Consider the following 21,472-nt stretch of genomic DNA (forward strand, 5'->3'; position numbering starts at 1 on the left):
ATGGACCGGATTTACAACGGCATGCCCGCGAACGACCTGCCCGCGGAGGGCTGGTACAAGCCGTGGAGCGGTGGCAACGGCGGCAACTGCATCGAAGCCATGAAGCTGGCCGACGGCAGGGTCGCCGTCCGCCAGTCCGCCGATCCCGAGGGGCCCGCGCTGATCTACACGCCGGGCGAGATCGCCGCGTTCATCCAGGGAGCGAAGGCCGGCCAGGCCGACTTCCTGCTCACCTGATCCGCCACCGGCCCGCCGCCCGCCCAGCCGTTCCCCCGTCCCCCGTCTCCCCGTCCCCCGTTCACCTGCTCACCCGTTCACCCGTTCACCGTTCATCCGCGACCATGGAGTGCCGTATGACTGGGCAAGACCGTATCGCCGTCGAGATCGACACCAGCAAGCCGCACCCGGCGCGCATGTACGACTGGTTCCTGGGCGGCAAGGACAACTACCCGGTCGACGAGGAGATGGCGCGCCAGCTCCTCACCCTCGACTCGCGGGGACGCGACATGGCGCGGGTCAACCGGGCGTTCATGCACCGCGCCACGCGGTGGCTCGCCGAGAACGGCGTACGCCAGTTCCTCGACATCGGTACGGGCATTCCGACCGAGCCGAACCTGCACCAGATCGCCCAGCGAACCGCCCCCGACGCGCGCATCGTCTACTGCGACAACGACCCGATCGTGCTCGCCCACGCGGAGGCGCTGCTGCGTTCCACGCCGGAAGGCGCCACGGAGTACATCCAGGCGGACGCCCGGGAACCCGATGTCATCCTGGAGCGGGCGGGCAAGACGCTCGACTTCACTCAGCCCGTCGCGCTGTCGCTTGTCGCGCTGCTGCACTTCGTGGGTGACGAGGACGGTGCGCACGAGCTGGTGACCCGGCTCATGGACCGGCTGGCGCCGGGCAGTTACCTGGTCCTGTCCCACGTCACCGGCGACTTCGACCCGGAGGGCGCGGCGAAGGCATCGGCGCTGTACTCCGCCAAGGGGCTCACCCTGCGGCCGCGCTCCCGCGCCGAGTTCGCCGAGTTCTTCAACGGCTTCGAACTCGTCGAGCCGGGCGTCTCGCTGGCCGCTGACTGGCGGCCCGAGCTCGGCGAAGTGGTCCCCGTGGCGGGCGACGACCCGATCCCGGGCTACACGGGGGTGGCCCGCAAGGCCTGACGGGGCGACCGCCGTTCACCGTGAGGCGCCGGACGGGCTGGACGAGTGCCGCGACACGGCGCCGTCCGGCCCGTCCGGCGTTCGACGGACATGCGCGAGGGGCGTACGGGGCCTGGGGCTCGCCCCCGCTCCCGGGATGGGCCGGGCGGGGGAACACGCCACGCGGCGGACACTCCGCCCTACGCCGGCAATCGCGATCCGCCGCCCGTGAGGGCGTCGATCGCCGACGTCACCCGGTCCCACGTGGCCAGGTCGCGTTCCAGGGGCGGAACCTCCGTACCGTCCCCGGCGCCCCAGTCAGTGGCGAGGGCAACCGCGTCACGCCCGCTCGCCGCCCCCGCGGCGAGTGCCGCCGCGCCCAGGGCGACCAGTTCCTCCGCATCGGGGATCAGGAGCGGGCGGCCGGAGAGGCGGCGTACCGTCTCCACCCAGGTGCGGCCCCGCGCCCCGCCCCCGACCAGGCGCAGTGGACGGGACGCGACCGCGGGGTCGGCCGGGTCCAGGCCGCAGGCGCGCAGTACTTCGTCCAAGGCTCGGAGCACCGTCACGGTGGCGCCCTCGTACGCGGCGCCCAGGAGTTGCCGCGGGCTCGTGTCGTGGCGCAGGCCGGTCAGGAGACCGGAGGCGGCCGGTAGGTCGGGGGTGCGTTCGCCGTCGAGGTAGGGGAGGAGCACCGCCTCGCCGCCCGGTGCGGCGTCGTCGCGGTCCAGGCCCAGCAGGGCCGCGACCTTGTCGACGGCGAGCGTGCAGTTCAAGGTGCAGGCGAGCGGAAGGTAGCCGCCGTCCGTGGCGGCGAAGCCGGCCAGTGCGGGTGAGCCGGGCCGGTTGCCGGTCGCCGCGAACACCGTGCCGGACGTGCCCAGGCTGAGCACGGGATGGTCCGGCAGTCCGGCGCCGCCGAGGCCCAGCCCCACCGCCGCTGCCATGTTGTCGCCCGTACCCGCCGCCACCGCGATCCCGGCGGGCAGCCCGAGCCGCGCGGCGGCCGCGCGCGTGAGGGAGCCGATGCGGGTGGCGCCGGTCGGGGCCACGGGCGGCAGCAGTTTCTCGTCCAGGCCGACGAGGCCGAGGAGTTGGGCGTCGTACGCGCCGGTGGCGGTGGAGTACCAGCAGGTGCCCGAGGCGTCGCCCGGGTCGGTCGCGGCCACCCCGGCCAGCCGCTCGGTGAGGAAGTCGTGGGGCAGACGTACGGCGGCTGCCGACTCGGCGGTGTACGGCTCGTTCTCGCGCAGCCACTGCCATTTCGCCGCCGTCATGGAGGCGACCGGCACGGATCCGGTACGGGCCGTCCACGCCGCCGGGCCGCCGAGCGCCCCGGTGAGGGCGGCGGCCTGTGGCGCCGAACGGATGTCGTTCCACAGCAGGGCCGGGCGCAGCGGCCGGCCGCCGCCGTCGAGGACGACCAGGCCGTGCTGCTGGCCGGCAACCGCGATCGCGGCGACCGAGGAGGCCGCGACGCCCGACTCCGGCAGTCCCGCCGCGACGGCCTCGCCCAGCGCCTGCCACCACACCTCCGGGTCGCTCTCGCGCGCTCCGGCCTCGCCGGTGACCTGGTGCGGGGCCCGCCCCACGGCCAGCAGCTCGCCGGTCGCGGCGTCGACGAACGCCGCTTTCGTGGACTGGGTGGAACTGTCCACCCCGATGACGACCGTGCTCGGCGGCATGGGACCCCTCCGTTTCCTCGGTTCGCTTCTGTGGAACAGATTGGTCGTGCAGTATTAGTCATGTCAACAAACAAATGGAGGCCGGTCACATGTCGGAGCGTTTCACCCCCACCCCCGACGACAAGTTCACCTTCGGTCTGTGGACCGTCGGGTGGCAGGGCGTCGATCCCTTCGGCACGGCGACCCGCCCCGCCCTCGACCCGGTCGAGTCCGTCCAGCGCCTCGCTGCCCTCGGCGCCCACGGCGTGAGCTTCCACGACGACGACCTCATCCCCTTCGGCTCCTCGGACACCGAGCGCGAGGCGCACGTCAAGCGGTTCCGCCAGGCACTGGACGCCACCGGCATGAAGGTGCCGATGGCCACCACCAACCTCTTCACCCACCCCGTCTTCAAGGACGGCGCGTTCACCGCCAACGATCGCGACGTACGCCGCTACGCGCTGCGCAAGACGATCCGCAACATCGACCTCGCCGTCGAACTCGGAGCCTCGACGTACGTCGCCTGGGGTGGCCGGGAGGGCGCCGAGTCCGGCGCCGCGAAGGACGTGCGCGTCGCCCTCGACCGTATGAAGGAAGCCTTCGACCTGCTGGGCGAGTACGTCACCGGACAGGGCTACGACCTGCGCTTCGCCATCGAGCCCAAGCCCAACGAGCCGCGCGGCGACATCCTGCTCCCCACCATCGGCCACGCCCTCGCCTTCATCGAGCGCCTGGAACGGCCCGAACTGGTCGGTGTGAACCCCGAGACCGGCCACGAGCAGATGGCCGGCCTCAACTTCCCGCACGGCATCGCCCAGGCCCTGTGGGCGGGCAAGCTCTTCCACATCGACCTCAACGGCCAGACCGGCATCAAGTACGACCAGGACTTCCGCTTCGGCGCCGGCGACCTGCGCCAGGCCTTCTGGCTCGTCGACCTGCTGGAGACGGCCGGTTACGAGGGCCCCCGCCACTTCGACTTCAAGCCGGTACGCACCGACGGCGCCGACGGCGTCTGGGCCTCCGCCGCCGGCTGCATGCGCAACTACCTGATCCTCAAGGAGCGGGCCGCCGCCTTCCGCGCCGACCCGGCGGTCCAGGACGCCCTGCGCGCCTCCAGGCTCGACGACCTCGCCCGACCGACCGCCGCCGACGGCCTCGCCGCCCTGCTCGCCGACCGAGGTGCGTACGAGGACTTCGACGTCACGGCGGCCGCCGGGCGGAGCATGTCGTTCGAGGTCCTGGACCAACTGGCGCTGGACCACCTGCTGGGCGTACGCCAGTAACGGCGGCTCCGAGGCGCGAGGGACCGCGGGCCCGCCCTACGCGTACGCCACCGGGTCCGCCAGTACATCCCGTACGACCAGCGCCGCCGCGCCGCGCGCCGCGTCACCCGTGAGGGACGAGGCGCGCAGCCGGCCGCTGTCGCCGGACCAGAGGCCGGACACCACGCGGCGGTTCAGCTCCCCGCCGGCGGAGGGCGACAGCCACGGCATCAGCGTCCGGTAGATCCCGCCCAGCACCACCGCGTCCGGATCGAAGAGATTCACCGCGCCGGACAGTACGAGGCCCAGCATCGCCCCGGCCTCGCGGATCGCCGCGACCGCCCGGGCGTCGTCCGCGCGCGCCCGCGACTCCAGCTCCGTGACACCCGGCAGCCCGGCGTTCTCGTCGATGCCGGCGGCCCGCAGTATCGCCCGCTGGCCGGCGTACTGCTCCAGACAGCCCCGGGAGCCGCAGCGGCACTCGGGCCCTGCCGGGTCCACCACCACATGCCCGATCTCGCCGGCGAAACCGTGCGCGCCGCGCAGCAGTTCGCCGCCCAGGACGAGCGCGCCCCCGACGCCGATCTCCCCGCTCAGGTAGAGGAACGTACGCTCGCGGCCCAGGCCGCCGAACCACAGCTCGGCCAGCGCCGCCAGATTCGCCTCGTTGTCCGAACCCACTGGCAGCATCCGTCGTCCCGGCAGCAGTACGGTCAGCGCCCGCGCGAAGATCTCCTGCGCCGCGACCCCGTTCCAGCCCAGGTTCGGTGCCTGGCGGACCGTACCGCCGGACACCAGACCGGGCAGCGCCAGTTGTACGCCGACGGGCCGCAGGTCCAGCCCGGCCGCCGACTCCAGTGCGCGCGAGGCGATCGACGCGGCGCGCGCCAGGACTTCGGCGGGCCGCTCGCCCCGGTTGTCTGTGTGCTCCGTGAGCCGCACCCGGTCGTCACCGGACAGGTCGGTCACGCACACCGACACGTAGTCGATGTTGATCTCGACCCCCAGTCCCGCGACACCTGTACGCGCCACCTGCAGGACGGTGCCGGGCCGGCCCGCCTGTCCGCTGAACGTCTTCCCCGACTCGGTGACGAATCCGCTGTCCAGCAGCTGCTCGACCAGCGAGGAGACGGCGGCCCGCGTCAGCCCCACCCGGGCCGCGACCCCGGCGCGCGTCGCCTCACCGCCGTCGTGGACGGCACGCAGCACCAGGCTCAGATTGTGTCTGCGCACGGTGTCCTTGTCGGCCTTGGGTTCCAGGCGCGGGGGGTTGCTCCTCATGGCACCGAGAGCCTAGGCGACGCCGTGCGGCGGCCCTCCGTCCGGGCGGAGCGCCGGTTACTCGCGAGGAACGACGAGGTTGCTCTAAGGTGAGCGCTCCGATCGACACCACCTGCGGATCCCATGGGTGAACCGGGCTTTGGTGTGTCAATCGAAGGAAGTCCTGTCAATCCAGGACGCAATGTGTAGTGCAGGGCGACGTGGTGTCGGCAACTCCGCCAGACGTCGGCTTCCGTACGAGCCGATCCGCCCTCCCTCCCGCCATCCGGGACTCGACGGCGGCGGTCCTCTCTCAATCACCTACCTCGCGAAGGCAAGGCAGAGATGGCACGAGTCTCCCGGCAGTCCGCCCGGCAGTCCGCCCGGAACCTCTCCCGGCAGCAGACCCATCCGGTCGACCACCTGCTCCCGCTACCCAAGCTCACCCTCTACGGCTTCCAGCACGTCCTCGCGTTCTACGCGGCCGCCGTGATCGTCCCGATCCTCCTCGGCAACGCCATGGGCCTGTCCCGGGAGGAGCTCGTGTACCTGATCAACGCGGACCTGCTCACCTGCGGTGTCGCCTCGATCATCCAGGCCCTCGGCGTCTGGAGGATCGGCGCCAGGCTGCCGCTGGTCCAGGGCGTCACCTTCACCGCCGTCTCACCGATGATCGCCATCGGTCTGGGCGCGGGCGGCGGCACCGCGGGTCTGCTCGTCGTCTACGGCGCGGTGATCACGGCGGGCATGGCGACGTTCCTCTTCGCGCCGTTCTTCAGCAAGCTGGTGAAGTACTTCCCGCCGGTCGTCATCGGCACGATTCTCACCATCATCGGGCTCACCCTCATACCGGTGGGTCTGCAGGACGCGGCCGGCGGATCCCAGCTCATCGGCGAACCGGAGTACGGCGATCCGAAGAACTTCGCGTACGCGCTCGGCACGCTCCTGTTCATCCTCGCCCTGGTCCGGGTCGGCAAGCCGTTCCTCAGCAGCCTCGCCGTGCTGCTCGGACTCGTGGGCGGTACGGCCGTAGCCTGGCTGGTCGGCGACGCGCACTTCGGCGCGGTGACCCATGCCGACTGGTTCGGGGTCAGTACGCCGTTCCATTACGGCATGCCGAAGTTCGAGCTGCTGCCGATCGTCGCGATGACCGTCGTCATGCTGATCACGATGGTGGAGACCACCGGCGACGTGTACGCCATCGGGGAGATCACCCGCAAGAAGGTCGACGGCGACACCGTCGCCAGGGCGCTGCGCGCCGACGGCGTCGCGACCGTTCTCGGGGGCGTTCTCAACTCGTTCCCGTACGTGGCGTTCGCCGAGAACATCGGCCTGGTGCGGATGTCCAGAGTCATGAGCCGGTACGTCGTGGTCGCGGCCGGCGTCTTCATGATCGTCCTGGGGCTGCTGCCCAAGGCGGGCAGTCTGGTCGCCGCGATTCCGCCCCCCGTGCTCGGCGGCGCGGCGATCTCGATGTTCGGCATGGTCGCCGCGGTCGGCATCCAGATCCTGGGCAAGGTGGACCTGCGGGAGGAACGCAACGCCCTGATCCTGGCCGTCAGCCTGGGCGCCGCCCTGCTGCCCACCACTGTCCCGACGTTCTTCGACCGGCTGTCGGACGACGCACAGGCGGTCCTCGACAGCGGGATCACGCTGGGCGGCCTCACCGCCATCACGCTGAACCTGTTCTTCAACGTCTTCACGCGCCGCAAGGCGATGGAGATCGACTGGGAGGACATGGAAGAACCGGCGGACACGGACGCCCCGGCGAAGCCCTACCTCGGCGCCGCCACCCGCTGAGCCGCGCCAATGGTCGCGGGCCGGGAGGGCTGTTCAGTCCCTCACCGGCCCGCGACCGGCGTGTCGGCGCGGGGGCGTGCGGCGCAGTCGGCCTGTCGGAATGCGTGCGGTGTGTGCGGGGTACGCCGCCGGTCAGCGGCCCATCACGTTGAACGGCGGCTCGTCGCCCGCCTCGCCGATCAGCTCCCAGAAATGGTCCACCAGCCGGCGCAGGAACGCGGCTCGCTCGGCCGCGATCTCCTTGAGCCGGGAGTCGTCGTTGCGTGCCACCAGATGGCCCATGTAGCGCTCGGAGAACGCCGCGAACTCCGCGTGCATCGTGCGCAGCGCGTCACCCACCAGCGTCTCGTCGACGCACACGATCTCCGCCACCGGTGCGACATGCGCCTTCCACCGCCCGTCGACGGCCGTCCTCAGATGCTCGGCCAGCTCGTCGACCCGTCCCATGATGCCGATCAGCTTCCGCAGGGAGAGCCCCAGTGCGTCCACCAGAGCCCTGGTCCGGCGCGGATCCCCGTCCCAGCGCTGCGCCGCCTCGGCGGCCCGGTACTCGGCCGCGTCCATGCCGATCCGGTACGCGAGCCGCTCCACGCTCAGCAGCTTGGCGAGCCGGTGCTCGGCGAGCGTCCGCGGTTCGACGCCCATCAACGTGGTCGAGGTGCACCACAGGACATCGGCCAGTGCGAAGAGCTGCGACTCCGAGGGCACATGGGTGCCCTGCTCCCAGCCGGCTATCAGGTCGGGGTGGGCGGGGGCCCCGCACGCGGCCATGGAGTGGGCGACCTGAGTCGTGGTCAGGCCCATCCGGGCGCGCGCGGCTCTGGCTTCTGCGGGGGAAAACGGAGTGCTGTACACGGACGAGACACCTCGCTGCACCCTGCGGACCATGGGCGCTTGGGGGGAGACGGACAGGTGGACGAACATCCAGGAGCGGGCAGATTAACAGAAGGTCCAGTGGTACGAACCGCCTAGTGGCCTTCGATACGAAGGTGGGCCGCCACGGCCGCCACTGCGGGGATCAAGGGCGTTGTCAGTGGTGGGAGGCAGGATGAAGGGCATGACGAACACCTCTGCCGTTCTCGCACATACCGCCGCATACGCCGAGGCGGTCCAGACCGCGACCCGCGCGGCCGCCGCCTACTACGCCCAGGGCGACAGCGCCCTGGACGACGACGCGTACGACCGGCTGGTGCGGCTGATCGAGGCGTACGAGCAGGAGCACCCGGACGAGGTGCTTCCGGAATCCCCGACCGGGAAGGTGGCCGGCGGCGCGGCGGTCGGGGACGTGCCGCACACCGTGGCGATGCTGTCGCTGGACAATGTGTTCTCCGCCGAGCAGTTCACCACCTGGGCGGCCTCCCTGGAGCGCAGACTCGGCCGGCCGGTGGAGCGGTGGAGCGTCGAGCCGAAACTGGACGGCCTCGCCATCGCCGCCCGTTACCGCCACGGAAAGCTCGTCCAGCTCATCACGCGCGGCGACGGCGCGGCGGGCGAGGACGTGTCGCACGCCATGGGCACCATCGTGGGCCTGCCCGGCGAGCTGACCGAGCCGGCCACTTTCGAGGTGCGCGGCGAAGTCCTCATGACGACCGAGCAGTTCGAGAAGGCGAACGCGGTGCGTACGGAGCACGGCGGCGAGCCGTTCGCCAACCCGCGCAACGGTGCGGCGGGAACCCTGCGCGCCAAGGACCGCCCGTACACGGTGGAGATGACGTTCTTCGCGTACGGCGCCCTGCCGCTCCCCGGGTCGGGCGAGCTCGGCGAGGGACTGCGGGAGTGGCCGCACAGCGAGATCCTGCGGCGCGTCGCCGCGCTCGGCGTGCACACCGCCGCGGACAGCGCCGTGCCGCCGCGCACGGCGGCCACGGCCGACGAGGTGCAGGCCCGGGTCGAGGAGATCGCGGCCCTGCGCGCCGAGCTGCCGTTCGGCATCGACGGGATCGTCGTCAAGGCCGACTCGGCCGCGGACCAGCGTGAGGCGGGGGCCGGTTCGCGGGCGCCGCGGTGGGCCATCGCGTACAAGCTGCCCGCCGTCGAGAAGGTCACCCGGCTGATCGCCGTCGAGTGGAACGTCGGACGTACGGGGATCATCGCGCCGCGCGCCGTCCTGGAACCGGTGGAGATCGACGGCTCCACGGTCACCTACGCCACGCTGCACAACCCGGCCGACATCACGCGCCGCGATCTGCGCCTGGGCGACCAGGTGATGGTCTACAAGGCCGGCGACATCATTCCGCGCATCGAGGCGCCCGTCGCGCATCTGCGCACCGGCGACGAACAGCCGATCGTCTTCCCGGAATCCTGCCCGCAGTGCGGCTCGGAGATCGACGCGAGCGAGCAGCGCTGGCGGTGTGTGCGCGGCCGCGACTGCCGGGTGGTGGCGTCCATCGCGTACGCCGTCGGACGCGACCAGCTCGACATCGAGGGCCTCGGTACGACCCGCGTCGTCCAGCTCGTCGACGCGGGTCTGGTCTCCGACTTCGCCGACCTGTTCGTCCTCACCCGTGAGCAGCTCCTGACGCTGGAACGGATGGGCGAGACCAGCGCGGACAATCTGCTGGCCGGTATCGACCGGGCGAGGACCCGCCCGCTGTCCCGCGTCCTGGCGGCGCTCGGGGTGCGGGGCACCGGGCGCTCCATGTCCCGCCGCATCGCCCGGCACTTCGCGACGATGGATCACCTGCGGGCGGCCGACGCGGCGGCGGTGCAGCGGGTGGAGGGCATCGGGGTGGAGAAGGCGCCGGTGATCGTGGCCGAGCTGGCCGAACTGGGCCCGCTGATCGCCAAGCTCGTGGCGGCGGGCGTGAACATGACGGAGCCGGGGGCGACGCCGCCGGCGGAGGGGGAGGCGGCAGCGGAAGACGAAGCGGCGCTGCCTGCGGGGCCGCTCGCCGGCATGACCGTCGTCGTCACCGGCGCCATGACCGGGCCGCTGGAGAAGCTGAGCCGGAACCAGATGAACGAGGTCATCGAGCGCGCGGGCGGCAAGGCGTCGTCCAGTGTTTCGAAGCGCACGGCGTTGGTGGTGGCGGGTGAGAACGCGGGCTCGAAGCGCGCGAAGGCGGAGGACCTGGGCGTGCGGATCGCGACCCCGGACGAGTTCGCGGCCATGGTCGCGGACGCGCTGCCGGAGGACTAGGGGACAGCGCCCGCGGCGGGCCTGTCCCCCCGGCCCGGGGCAATTCCCGGACTCGGGACGCCCTGCGGGCGTGTCCACGAACGCCGGACGGGCTGGATCGGTGCCGCGGCGAAACCCAGCCCCTCCGGCGGAGCCCCTCACGCGGCGGAGCCGCAACGTGTCACAGCGGGAAGGGGCGGGTGGGGACCAGACCCGCCGCAGGCACCCGCCCCTCCCGCCCCGCCCGCGCCCCTACCGGTCGCGGCCCGAGCCCGCCCCCGGCGGAACCAGCGTCACGCGGAACGCCTTCGCCGGGCCCGTGTTGCCCGCCGAGTCGATCGTGCGGTACTCGACCGTGTGCGTGCCGTACTCCGGAGTCGCGTCGTCCCACGGCACCACACGCGGCGTGCCGAGCTTGCCGTAGACGAGGTCGTCGACGACCGTGCCGCCCGGGGTGAACCGGAACGGGGCGTCCGCGTCCGTCGGCCAGCCGAAGTACGTGTACCAGCCGTCGCCGTCGACGCGGAACTGCGTGACCACGGACCCGTCCTGATCGTCGCGGGCCGTCAGCTTCATCGTGAACGGCCCGTCATAGACGTACTCCACCGGCTTTCCCGGCCGCCGCACCGTGCGCAGCGGCTCGGACAGTTCGTACGCCGCCTTCGCGGGCGTCGCATCGACCGTCCAAACCAGCGTCCGCTGCGTACCCGCGATGCGCGCTTTCAGCGTGTGGCTCCCGGGGCGCAGTTCCAGCGCGCCCAGATCCAGGTCGCGGTCGTTGCCCGGGTTGCGGACCGGCCGGCCGTCCAGCGTCCACCGCACCTTCGGGATGCGGACCGTGGGATGAGTGGTGTCCGCGTACACGACCGACTCGGCGCCCACCGGGGCAGCGGTGCCGGTGTGACCGGTGAACTCCGGTGTGGCGGACGAGGCGGACGACGGCTGCGTCGAAAGGGACGGATCGACCGTCCACGTGACCGTGCGCGTGAGCGCCGCCGAGGCGCGGATCTCCGGGTCCCGGACGAACGGAGTGGGGTCGAGGACCGTCGCCGTGAGGGTGTGGCGGCGACCCTCGGAGAGGCCGAGGCGCCGCAGGTCCAGGCTGCGTCCGCCCGCCGTACCGTCCACCTCGCGGCCGTCCAGCCGCCACACGGTGTCGAGTGCCCCGCCCACCGGGTGCAGCGTGTCGACCCACGCCGTCCGGTCGTCGCCGATCGGCTCGTCGTTCGGCGTGTGGCCCTGCACCAGGTTCACCTTGGCTGAGATCGCCTGCGTCATCACCTCCCGCTCCACCTGGTCGAAGGCGTACCCCAGGGTCTTCATCATCGAGTGCCTGCTCGGCCGCCAGACGCCCTTCGTCTGGTACATGCCGCCCTCGTGGCGCCCGATGACGCCGCCGGAGTCGCTGCGCTCGCCCAGCCAGCGCCACCACTTCTGCTGCCGGTCGCGCATCTCCTCCTCGGTGAGGAGCGTGTGGTGCGCGGAGCTTGGCTCCCCACCCTCGTACGCACCGCCGGGGACGCCGCGTGCGTAGTAGTCGTACTCGTCCTGGAGCTTGCCCAGTGAGTGGCCGATCTCGTGCGGGGTGATGAGCGAGGACAGCGCGTTGCCGCCGGACGCGGTGGCGAAGGTGCCGCCCGCACCGCCGTACGTGGCGCTGTTGGCGAGCCCGACGATCTGCCGGTTGGAACTCCTCGAACCGGGGATCAGATCGGCCAGGGCGCTCGCCGCCGTCGAGTCGATGGACAGCAGCCGCTGCACACTGGCGGGATTGCAGCCGCCCCAGAATCCCATGTCGAGCGGGGTGTCACGGCGCGGCGCGTCGAGGCCGGGATCGCAGTCGACGCCCGACTCGGCGGACGGTACTTCCACCGCCCAGACATTGATGTACGAGCGGTAGGAAGCGAACGGCTCCATGCTCCACAGCACGTTGAGGTGCTTGTCGACGTCGGCACGGAAGCCCGGCATGTCGCCGGCGGTGTAGCCGTCACCGAGCAGGACGAGGTTGAAGCGCTTGTCGGCCGGGCCCGTCTGCTGGACGGGTACCACCTCGGCGTTCTCGGTCACCGGGTGGGACGCCGTGGGTACGGACGCCGCCGTGGCCGACGGTGTGGTGCCGATGGCGCAGGCGGCGAGGAGCGCCCCCGCCACGGTCAGCAGCGCGGGTCTGTTGCGAAGTCTCATGGTGGTACACCCTCCGTCTGCCGTCCGTCTGGTGATCACGCGGTGGCGGGGAGCGTACGGGTGCGGTCAATGTCCAGTAAAGGGGCCGGAGTTGCCCGTGGCGGAAACAGTGAGCCTGACGGGCGCCGTGGTCACCGGCTCCGGCAGGCGCAGGCCGGGCCCGCCGGGGGTGAGCGAGCCGAGGACGCTCGCGCGCCGGGCGCCGGTGCACGAAGGGACCGTGCCGGGCAGGCCGTGCGCGGTCAGCCATCCCAGAACGGCGAAGGCGTACGCCTCCTTGGCGTCCGACGGCAGCCCCAGCTCGTCCGACGTGCGCAGCGGTACGCCGGCTCCGGGCCCACCGCCGAGCTCCTCCCGCAGCCACTCCATCAGCACCGGATTGCGCGTCCCGCCGCCCGACGCGATCACCTCCGTCGCACCGAAGGGCCGGACGGCGTCGGCCACGGTCCGCGCCGTGAGCCGGGTCAGCGTGGCGACGACGTCCTCGGCGGGCAACGGGCCGAAACCGTCCAGTGCCGCGCGCAAGTAGGGCAGATGGAACAGCTCCTTGCCCGTGGTCTTCGGCGGGGGCCCGGCGTAGTACGGCTCGTCCAGCAGCCGTCGCAGCAGCGGCGGGCAGACGCTGCCCCGGGCGGCGAGCGCGCCGTCCATGTCCATCGAGTGCGCCGCTCCGTCGCCCGCCAGCTCCCGCACCGCCGCGTCGATCAACGCGTTGGCGGGCCCGGTGTCGAAGGCCAGCGGTTCGCCACGCGCACCGTCCGCGGCCACCGTGACGTTGCCGATCCCGCCGAGGTTCAGCGCGACGGGCACCCCCGGCCGTCCGCGCAGCCACATGACGTCGACGATGCTCACCAGCGGCGCGCCCTGGCCCCCGGCGGCCACATCACGAGGGCGGAAGCCCGAGACGACGGGGCGGGAAGTCGCCTCGGCGATCCAGGCGGCCTCGCCGATCTGGAGCGTGCCGTGCACCCGGCCGCCCTCGGCCCAGTGGTAGACGGTCTGTCCGTGCGAGGCGATCAAGTCGGCGCGCCCGTCGCACAGTTCACGGTCCGCCCGGACAGCGGCGGCGGCGAAGGCCTGCCCGATCCGCGTGTCGAGGCGGCACACGGCGGCCAGCGTCGTCCCGGCCGGCGGCAGCGCCCCGGCCAGCGCCGCCCGCAGATCGTCGTCGTACACCGAGCTGATCACGCCCAGCGGAGTGAGGACCAGAGTGTCGCCGTCAAGCGTGAGGTCCGCGGCAGCGGCGTCGATGGCGTCGTACGACGTGCCGGACATCAGACCGATCACCCGCATGCCGCTCACCGCAGCGCCCGCAGATGGTCGTCGCCGCGCAGGGTCAGCAGCGCGAGCACGCTGACGGCGCAGGTCACCGCCGCGTAATAGGCCGGAATGTCGACATCGCCGGTCCGCTTGACGACCTCGGTGATGATGAGCCCGGCGCACCCCGAGAACACCGCGTTGGACAGCGAGTACGCGAGGCCCAGCCCCGTGTAGCGCACCCTGGTGGGGAACATCTCGGCCAGCATCGCCGGCCCCGGCCCCGCCATCAGCCCGACGGCGGCCCCCGCACCGAAGAGCGCCGCCCCCTTCGCGTACGTCGAAACGCCCGGGTCCTGCACCAGATTCAGCAGCGGCAGGGCGAGCACGGCGACCAGCAGCGCACCGGTGAGCATCACCGTCCGCCGCCCGACCCGGTCGCTGACCATGCCCGCGGGCAGGATGGAAGCCGCGAACCCGAGGTTGGCCAGGACGGTGGCCACGAGCGCCTGCTGGAACGTGGCGTTCAGCGTGCTCTGGAGGTACGAAGGGAGAACGACCAGGAAGGTGTAGCCGGCCGCCGACCAGCCCATCAGGCGCCCCGCACCCAGCGCGATCGCCCGGACCGTGTCGCCGACGGGCGGCGGCCGCACGGGCTCGTTCATCGCCACGACGGCCGACGAGAAGGCGGGCGTCTCGTCCAGGCGCAGCCGCAGCCACAGCGCGACGAGCCCCAGGGGCAGCGTCAGCAGGAAGGGCACCCGCCAGCCCCACCCGTTCAGCTGCGACTCGGTCAGTACGGTCGCGAGGACCGCCGCCGTGCCCGCGCCCGCGAGCAGTCCGAGCGCCACCGTGAACGACTGCCACGCCCCGTACCGTCCCCGCCTGCCGGGCGGCGCGAACTCCGTCATGATGGACACCGCGCCGCCGAACTCCCCGCCCGCCGAGAGCCCTTGCAGGATCCGCAGCAGCGTCAGCAGCCACGGCGCGGCCGCGCCGATGGAGGCGTACGTCGGCAGCACACCGATCAGCGTGGTGGCGCCGGTCATCAGACAGATCACCAGGATGAGCGTCGGACGGCGGCCGATCCGGTCACCGAGCCGCCCGAACACCGCGGCTCCCACGGGCCGGAAGAAGAACGCCAGGGCGAAGGACGCGTACGTCTTGATGAGCCCCTCTACGTCGCTGCCGCCCTCGGGGGTGAAGAAGTGCGCCGCGATGACCGTGGCGAAGTAGCCGTAGACGCCGAACTCGTACCACTCGATGAAGTTGCCGACGGACCCGGCCACCAGCGCCCGCCGTGAGCGGGCCGGCCGGGCTGTCGCGGGCACCGGACCATGCACGGGAGTGGTCATGGGGAAAGCGTGCTGACCGGGCGGGCGCTCCACAAGTCCCGTGCGCCACCTGCCGTACGCCGCACCCCCCGCAGCGGCAGCCGGCCCCGCCCCCACGGAGACGGGACAGGGCCGGCTGCGCCGCTCGGCGCGGCGTGCGCGTCAGGCGCCCGAGCGTCGGCGCCTCAGATGCCCGGGGGAACCCGCGAGGGCCGCCCCGACCCGCGTGTCATCGTGTACCCGGCGATCGCAGCGGCCGCGCCGACGAGGCCCCCGCCCACGGTCCAGAGCCAGCGCGACGACCACCAGCCGGACGCGTACGACTCCGCGGCGGCCTCGGCGACGCCCGTGTCCGACGCACCGGGCACCAGCGGGACCGACAGCTTCCCGTCCACCGCCCGCGCACCGCCCGCGTCCTTCGTCGTCGCGACGACTTCCGCACCCACGGGCAGGCCGAGGTCTTCCTGGGGCAGTTCGGCGACCGTCAGCCGTACGTAGTAGCTCCCCGGCAGCGGATCGTTGGCCCACGGCTCCGCCCACGCCCTGACCGTACGCAGGGTGCAGGACACAGTGACCGAGGCGGTCTCCTTCGGCGCCGCCTCGGCCTGGGTGCCGTGGACGCACGCCTGGCGCCTGCGCAGTCCGTCGTACACGTCGAGCCGCCAGGTGGCCGCGCCGTGCCGGGCGGCGGCCTCCGGGAGCTTCACCGTGGCCTTCACGGTGGCGGTACGCCCCGCGTCGGCGTCGAAGACCCAGTACAGGTAGTCACCTGTGGACGCCTCGGCCGTGGCCGGCTGGTCCTGCCGGATCTTCGTCGCCGTCCGGAAGGTGGTGCCCGCCTCGGTCGGCGCGGTCTCCTCCTCCCCGTCCCGGCCGACGCCCGGCGAGGGCGTCGAGTCCGCGAGGACGGGGGTGGCGGCCGTACCGAAGAGCGCTGCGCCCGCCAGCACGACACCGGTCAGCACGCGTGTCGTCGTACGCATCAGTTGGTCCTCCATACGGCGAAGCGCCAGCGCGAGATCCAGCCCCACAGGAGACCGGCGAGCAGGCCGGTCAGAGCGAGTACGCCGAGCAGCCACCAGCCGTGCCCGAGACCGAAGGAGGCGACGTCCGACGCCTCGTCGGGGCCGTCCACCAGGTCGACGGTCAGCTCGACTGGCAGGCCCGGCGTCGTCTTCACGGACGCGGGGGCCGAGAAGGAGTTGCTGACCTGGAGACACACGGTCTCCGCCGCCGGCTTCACCTCGTCGGCGATGTCGTCGTCGAGCGGTGCCTTCGGGTAGCGCAGACCGGTCGAGATCACGTCCGTACGGCCGTCCCCCGCCTCCGAGCCGCGCACGATCTCCCGCCCGCGCGTGGTCACCGCCCGCACCAGTACGCCGTAGTCGCGGTCGACGGCACGGTCCGCGCCGATGCTGACCGAGGCTCGCAGTTCCTGGCCGGGCAGTACGTCGACCCGGTACCAGCGGTGCTCGGAGAACTTCTCGCGGTCGGTGTAGAGACCGGCCTTCAGCCGCGGCGCGTCCACGCACCGGTCCGTGCCCCGCGTCGCCACCGGGTTGACGACGGGGTCGGCGGCGCGGTCCACCAACTGCTTGACGCGGCCCGACAGTTCGTCGGTGTGCTGGACGGCCGTGTACGTGCCGCCGGTGGCCTCGGCGATGCAGGTCAGCTGCTGACGGATCTTCGCGTTCGGGACCAGGCCGAGGGTGTCGACGACCAGGTGGGTGCCCTTCGCGGCGATCTCGCGGGCGACCTCGCACGGGTCGAGGGGACCGCAGGTGTCCTCGCCGTCGGTGATGAGCACGATCCTGCGGGAGCCGTTGCCGCCCTCGAGGTCGTCAGCCGCGCCGAGGAGAGCGGGGCCGATGGGCGTCCAGCCGGTGGGGGCGAGCGTGGCGACGGCCGTCTTGGCCTCGGTCCTGTCCAGCGGGCCGACCGGGTACAGCTGCCGGGTGTCCTTGCAGCCGGTCTTGCGGTTGTCGCCGGGGTAGTCGGCGCCGAGGGTGCGTATGCCCAGCCGCACCTCGTCCGGCACGGCGTCCAGGACGTCGTTGAACGCCTGCTTGGCGGCGGCCATCCGGGACTGGCCGTCGATGTCCTTGGCCCGCATGGAACCGCTGACGTCCAGGACCAGTTCAACCTTGGGGGACTCGCGCGAGTCCGGTTCGTCGGCGGCAGCGGCGGCTGCGGCGGGGCCGGCCGGGAGGAGGCCGGCGGCCAGGGCGACGAGCAGGCCGAACGCCCCTGCCGTCAGCCGTTTTCTTGTGATCATCGCCGGATCCTATTGAAGATCCCCTCCGGCCCCCAAAAGCCGGTCTCGCGGGCCGGTCCGTCAGAGCGCGTGCCCGGTGGTCGCGTCCACGTGCGCCGGTACGGGGTCGTGGCTGTCGCCCACGGTGGACGTGCCCGTCGGCTCGAACAGCAGGAGCGACGCGCCGCCCGCCGACGACGGCTTGTGCCAGGTGCCGCGCGGCACGACGTACACCGACCCGGTGGGCAGGACCACGGACCGCTCCGCGCCCTCCTCGCGGAGCGCGATCGTCAGCTCGCCGTCCAGTACCTGGAAGAACTCGTCCGTGTCCTCGTGGACGTGCCAGACGTGCTCGCCCGCCACCTTGGCCACGCGTACGTCGTAGTCGTTGACGCGGGTCACGATGCGCGGGCTCCACAGTGCGTCGAAGGAGCCGAGGGCGTCGGCGAGTGCGGTCGGTTCCTGCTGCTCGTTCTGTGCGTTCGTGGTCATGGCTTCATCGTCGGCCCTGGCGCCGCAGGGCCGTGAGTGCTAGGAATCGCACATGCCGCAAGGATCCTCGCAGGGCGCCGCGCACTCGCGCCTCCACCGCGTCGTCGTCATCGTCGACGAGAACTCGAACCCCTTCGAACTCGGCTGCGCCACGGAGGTGTTCGGTCTGCGCCGCCCCGAGCTCGGACGTGACCTGTACGACTTCACGCTCTGCTCCCCAGAGCCCCGAACCCTCATGAGGGACGGGTTCTTCACGCTCGCCGGAGTCGCGGACCTGGAGGCCGCCGACACCGCGGACACCCTGATCGTGCCCAACCGCCCCGACACCGACGTGCCGCGCCGCCCGGCCGTACTGGACGCGCTCCGGCGGGCTCACGCCAGGGGCGCCCGCCTGGTGGGCTTTTGCAGCGGCGCCTTCACGATGGCCGAGGCGGGGGTGCTCGACGGGCGCCGCGCCACCGCGCACTGGCAGTGGGCGGACACCTTCCGGGCGCGGTTTCCCGCCGTCCGGCTCGAACCGGACGTGCTGTTCGTCGACGACGGCGACATCCTGACCGCCGCCGGCAGCGCCGCCGCACTCGACCTCGGGCTGCATCTGGTACGCCGCGACCACGGGGTGGAGGCCGCCGTCTCCGTGAGCCGCCGCCTGGTCTTCGCGGTCCACCGCGACGGCGGCCAGCGCCAGTTCGTCGAACACCCCATCCCCTCTGCCACCGCCTCCGCCGACATCTCCCTCGGCCCGCTCCTGGACTGGGCGAGGGAGCGCCTCGGCACGCCGCTGAGCGTGGGCGTTCTCGCCGCGCACGCGGCCGTCAGCCCGGCGACGCTCCACCGCAGGTTCCGCGACCAGCTCGGCACCACACCCCTGGCCTGGCTCACCGCCGAACGCGTCGCCCTGGCCTGCCGCTTGATGGAACGCGGCGATCCCGCCGTCGAGTCCGTCGCCCGCGCCAGTGGACTCGGTACGGCCGCCAATCTCCGCGCCCAGCTCCGCCGCCGCACCGGACTCACCCCCAGCGCCTACCGCGAGCGCTTCGCGCCGGGTGCCTGAACCGGCCGGAACGCCCGGCCCCGCGACACGTTGCGGGCACATTTCAGGATGCGGACGTTTCCCCCTTCGACCTGGACACACGCCCTCGCCCACTGCCACGCTCCCGCCATGCGCCCTGCCAGCCGGACCCGCCGCCGTACGACCACCCTCGCGCAGTTCGTGACACTCGTCGCGCTCACCGCCACGGCCGTCGCAGCCGTCACCGGCTGCGCCCCGCAGCCCGAGTCCCCGGCCGCCGCGCCCGGTGCCAAGGCGGGCTGCGCGCCCGGCAGGCTCGCCACCGAAGTACCCGGCAAGCTCACCATCGGCACCGACAAGCCGGCGTACGCGCCCTGGTTCGACGACGACCCGGCCAACGGCAAGGGCTTCGAGTCGGCGGTCGCCCACGCCGTGGCGAAGAAGCTGGGCTACGGCAGGGACCAAGTGGTGTGGCAGACCGTGCCGTTCAACACCGCCTTCGCCCCGGGCGAGAAGACGTTCGACTTCGACATCAACCAGATCTCCATCAGCGACAGTCGCAAGAAGGCCGTCTCCTTCTCCTCCGGCTATTACGACGTCCGCCAGGCCGTCGTCGCGCTCAAGTCCTCCAAGGCCGCGAGGACCACCACCCTGGACGGCCTCAAGGACGTCGAGCTCGGCGCCCAGGTCGGCTCCACCAGTCTCGAGGTCGTCAACGACGTCATCAAGCCCGAGCAGCGGCCGGCCGTATTCCAGAAGAACGACTTCGCCAAGACCGCCCTCAAGAACGGCCAGGTCGAAGCGATCGTCCTCGACCTCCCCACCGCCTTCTACATCACCTCGGCCGAGGTCCCCGAAGCGGAGATCGTCGGCCAGCTGGAGCACACCGGGGACGCGGCCGAGCAGTTCGGTCTCGTACTCGACAAGAACAGCGCGCTCACGTCCTGTGTGACCGGCGCCGTGGACGCCCTGCGCGCCGACGGCACGCTCGCGGCGCTGGAGAAGCAGTGGCTGTCCGAAGCCGCCGACGCCCCGGTGCTCAAGTGACGCTGGAAAAGGCCGCGACGGCAGCGGAGGAGGACGACGCGTACGTCCCCTCCGCCCGGCGCGTCGAGCGCGAGCGCCACAAGCGCGCCCGCACCCGCCGCGCGACCGCCGTCGCGTCGCTCAGCACCCTCGTCACGGCCACGGTCCTCATTCTCGTCGTCACCAACTCGCCGGGCTGGCCACGCACCCGCGAGACCTTCTTCAGCGCCGAATACGCCCGCAAAGCGCTGCCCGAGGTCATCGACGGCCTCTGGCTCAACCTGCGGCTACTCGTCGTCTGCGGAGCCGCCGTCCTCGTCATCGGCATGCTCCTGGCTGTCGCCCGCACCCTGCGCGGACCGGTGTTCTTCCCGCTGCGCGCCCTGGCGGCGGCGTACACCGACTTCTTCCGCGGACTGCCGCTGATCATCTGCCTCCTGCTGGTGGTCTTCGGCGTACCGGCCCTGCGCCTGGCCGGTGTCACCACCGACCCGGTGCTGCTCGGCGGCGCCGCGCTCACGCTGACCTATTCGGCGTACGTCGCCGAGGTCTTCCGGGCCGGCATCGAGTCCGTCCACCCCTCGCAGCGGGCGGCGGCCCGCTCGCTCGGCCTCTCCAGCGGGCAGGCGCTGCGCTTCGTGGTGCTGCCCCAGGCCGTACGGCGCGTCGTGCCGCCGCTCCTCAACGACCTGGTGTCGCTCCAGAAGGACACCGGGCTCGTCTCGATCGCGGGCGCCGTCGACGCCGTGTACGCGGCGCAGATCATCGCCAGCAAGGACTTCAACTACACGCCGTACGTCGTCGCGGGCCTCGTCTTCGTCGCGCTGACCATCCCGATGACGCGCTTCACCGACTGGGTGACCGCCCGCATGGACCGCCGGCGTGCCCAGGGAGGCACCACATGACCACCACCGCCCCGGTCCTGCGGCTGGAGAACGTACGCAAGTCCTTCGGCGACACGGTCGTCCTGCGCGACGTGAACCTCGACGTCGCCCCGCACACCGTCACCGCCCTCATCGGGGCGTCCGGATCGGGCAAGTCCACGCTCCTGCGCTGCTCGAACCTCCTGGAGGAGATCGACGACGGCGCGATCTTCCTCGACGGCGACGACATCACGGACCCGAGGTCCGACGCGGACGCAGTACGCCGCCGGATCGGCGTCGTGTTCCAGGCGTACAACCTCTTCCCGCACATGACGGTGCTGCAGAACATCACCCTCGCCCCCCACCGCGTGCACGGCACACCCCGGGCGCAGGCGGCCCAGCAGGCCCGTGACCTCCTGGAACGCCTCGGCCTCGCCGACAATGCCACCGCCTACCCGGACCGCCTCAGCGGCGGCCAGCAGCAACGCGTCGCCATCGCCCGCGCCCTCGCCGTACGCCCGCGCCTTCTCCTGCTCGACGAGATCACGGCGGCGCTGGACCCGGAGCTGGTGGGCGAGGTGCTCAATGTCGTACGCGACCTCAAGGGCGACGGCATGACGATGGTCCTGGCCACCCACGAGATGGGCTTCGCGCGCGAGGTCGCCGACCAAGTGTGCTTCCTGGACGGGGGAGTGGTGCTGGAGCGCGGCACGCCGGAGCGGATCTTCGGCGACCCGCAGGAGGAGCGCACCCGGCGCTTCCTGCGGCGGATTGTCGAAGCCGGACGCCTCTGACCCCTTCTGGTGA

At 72.1% G+C, this 21,472-nt stretch carries 18 protein-coding genes; 9 read left to right on the top strand and 9 right to left on the bottom strand.

The window, feature by feature from the left end; all coding sequences use genetic code 11:
• Positions 1-237, top strand: a complete 237-nt coding sequence (locus ACWIHY_RS02855; RefSeq protein ID WP_028815506.1) for a DUF397 domain-containing protein — start codon at positions 1-3, stop codon at positions 235-237.
• A gap of 116 nt (positions 238-353) precedes the next feature.
• Complete coding sequence (locus ACWIHY_RS02860) at positions 354-1,163, top strand: SAM-dependent methyltransferase (RefSeq protein WP_454373750.1); 810 nt, start codon at positions 354-356, stop codon at positions 1,161-1,163.
• A 179-nt stretch (positions 1,164-1,342) separates the two neighbouring features.
• Here ACWIHY_RS02860 and xylB read toward each other — a convergent pair whose 3' ends face one another.
• Complete coding sequence (xylB, locus tag ACWIHY_RS02865; RefSeq protein WP_454373751.1) at positions 1,343-2,827, bottom strand: xylulokinase; 1,485 nt, start codon at positions 2,825-2,827, stop codon at positions 1,343-1,345.
• Between the two features lie 89 nt (positions 2,828-2,916).
• On the opposite strand from xylB, the gene xylA reads away from it, so the two are divergent.
• Complete coding sequence (xylA, locus tag ACWIHY_RS02870) at positions 2,917-4,089, top strand: xylose isomerase (protein ID WP_454373752.1); 1,173 nt, start codon at positions 2,917-2,919, stop codon at positions 4,087-4,089.
• Between the two features lie 36 nt (positions 4,090-4,125).
• On the opposite strand, the gene ACWIHY_RS02875 is transcribed toward xylA, so the two are convergent.
• Positions 4,126-5,349 carry an ROK family transcriptional regulator gene (locus ACWIHY_RS02875; protein ID WP_454373753.1) on the bottom strand — a complete coding sequence of 408 codons (1,224 nt, stop codon included), beginning with the start codon at positions 5,347-5,349 and terminating at the stop codon, positions 4,126-4,128.
• A 324-nt stretch (positions 5,350-5,673) separates the two neighbouring features.
• Here ACWIHY_RS02875 and ACWIHY_RS02880 point away from each other — a divergent pair, with 324 nt between their 5' ends.
• A complete protein-coding gene (locus tag ACWIHY_RS02880; RefSeq protein WP_454373754.1) occupies positions 5,674-7,128 on the top strand; it encodes a nucleobase:cation symporter-2 family protein in 1,455 nt (484 codons plus the stop codon).
• Between the two features lie 132 nt (positions 7,129-7,260).
• Here ACWIHY_RS02880 and ACWIHY_RS02885 read toward each other — a convergent pair whose 3' ends face one another.
• Entirely contained in the window at positions 7,261-7,983 is a 723-nt protein-coding gene (locus ACWIHY_RS02885) for a transcriptional regulator (protein WP_454373755.1), read from the bottom strand.
• A gap of 193 nt (positions 7,984-8,176) precedes the next feature.
• On the opposite strand from ACWIHY_RS02885, the gene ligA reads away from it, so the two are divergent.
• Positions 8,177-10,267, top strand: a complete 2,091-nt coding sequence (ligA, locus tag ACWIHY_RS02890; RefSeq protein WP_454373756.1) for an NAD-dependent DNA ligase LigA — start codon at positions 8,177-8,179, stop codon at positions 10,265-10,267.
• Between the two features lie 231 nt (positions 10,268-10,498).
• On the opposite strand, the gene ACWIHY_RS02895 is transcribed toward ligA, so the two are convergent.
• From ACWIHY_RS02895 to ACWIHY_RS02920, 6 genes are all read right to left on the bottom strand, one after another.
• Positions 10,499-12,430 (bottom strand): M64 family metallopeptidase, encoded by a 1,932-nt coding sequence (locus tag ACWIHY_RS02895; RefSeq protein ID WP_454373757.1) that lies wholly within the window; start codon positions 12,428-12,430, stop codon positions 10,499-10,501.
• Between the two features lie 66 nt (positions 12,431-12,496).
• Positions 12,497-13,723 carry an anhydro-N-acetylmuramic acid kinase gene (locus ACWIHY_RS02900; protein ID WP_454373758.1) on the bottom strand — a complete coding sequence of 409 codons (1,227 nt, stop codon included), beginning with the start codon at positions 13,721-13,723 and terminating at the stop codon, positions 12,497-12,499.
• A gap of 5 nt (positions 13,724-13,728) precedes the next feature.
• Positions 13,729-15,042 (bottom strand): MFS transporter, encoded by a 1,314-nt coding sequence (locus ACWIHY_RS02905; RefSeq protein WP_454373759.1) that lies wholly within the window; start codon positions 15,040-15,042, stop codon positions 13,729-13,731.
• 164 nt (positions 15,043-15,206) lie between these two features.
• On the bottom strand, positions 15,207-16,004 hold the full coding sequence (locus ACWIHY_RS02910) for a hypothetical protein (RefSeq protein WP_454373760.1): 798 nt from the start codon (positions 16,002-16,004) through the stop codon (positions 15,207-15,209).
• Positions 16,004-17,296, bottom strand: a complete 1,293-nt coding sequence (locus tag ACWIHY_RS02915) for a VWA domain-containing protein (RefSeq protein WP_454373761.1) — start codon at positions 17,294-17,296, stop codon at positions 16,004-16,006. The genes ACWIHY_RS02910 and ACWIHY_RS02915 overlap by 1 nt, the downstream gene beginning before the upstream one ends.
• Positions 17,297-17,356: 60 nt before the next feature.
• Positions 17,357-17,767: a cupin domain-containing protein gene (locus ACWIHY_RS02920; RefSeq protein ID WP_454373762.1), complete on the bottom strand. Its 411-nt coding sequence runs from the start codon at positions 17,765-17,767 to the stop codon at positions 17,357-17,359.
• Between the two features lie 52 nt (positions 17,768-17,819).
• Between ACWIHY_RS02920 and ACWIHY_RS02925 the strand changes: the two genes are divergently transcribed.
• From ACWIHY_RS02925 to ACWIHY_RS02940, 4 genes are all read left to right on the top strand, one after another.
• Positions 17,820-18,818 carry a GlxA family transcriptional regulator gene (locus ACWIHY_RS02925; RefSeq protein ID WP_454373763.1) on the top strand — a complete coding sequence of 333 codons (999 nt, stop codon included), beginning with the start codon at positions 17,820-17,822 and terminating at the stop codon, positions 18,816-18,818.
• 108 nt (positions 18,819-18,926) lie between these two features.
• Entirely contained in the window at positions 18,927-19,823 is an 897-nt protein-coding gene (locus tag ACWIHY_RS02930; RefSeq protein ID WP_454373764.1) for an ABC transporter substrate-binding protein, read from the top strand.
• Positions 19,820-20,707: an amino acid ABC transporter permease gene (locus ACWIHY_RS02935; RefSeq protein ID WP_454373765.1), complete on the top strand. Its 888-nt coding sequence runs from the start codon at positions 19,820-19,822 to the stop codon at positions 20,705-20,707. The genes ACWIHY_RS02930 and ACWIHY_RS02935 overlap by 4 nt, the downstream gene beginning before the upstream one ends.
• The gene (locus ACWIHY_RS02940; RefSeq protein ID WP_454373766.1) at positions 20,704-21,459 is read left to right on the top strand and encodes an amino acid ABC transporter ATP-binding protein; all 756 of its coding nucleotides are present in this window, start codon (positions 20,704-20,706) and stop codon (positions 21,457-21,459) included. The genes ACWIHY_RS02935 and ACWIHY_RS02940 overlap by 4 nt, the downstream gene beginning before the upstream one ends.
• Positions 21,460-21,472: the final 13 nt, after the last annotated feature.

It is taken from the genome of Streptomyces sp. NPDC055287, from assembly GCF_053646035.1.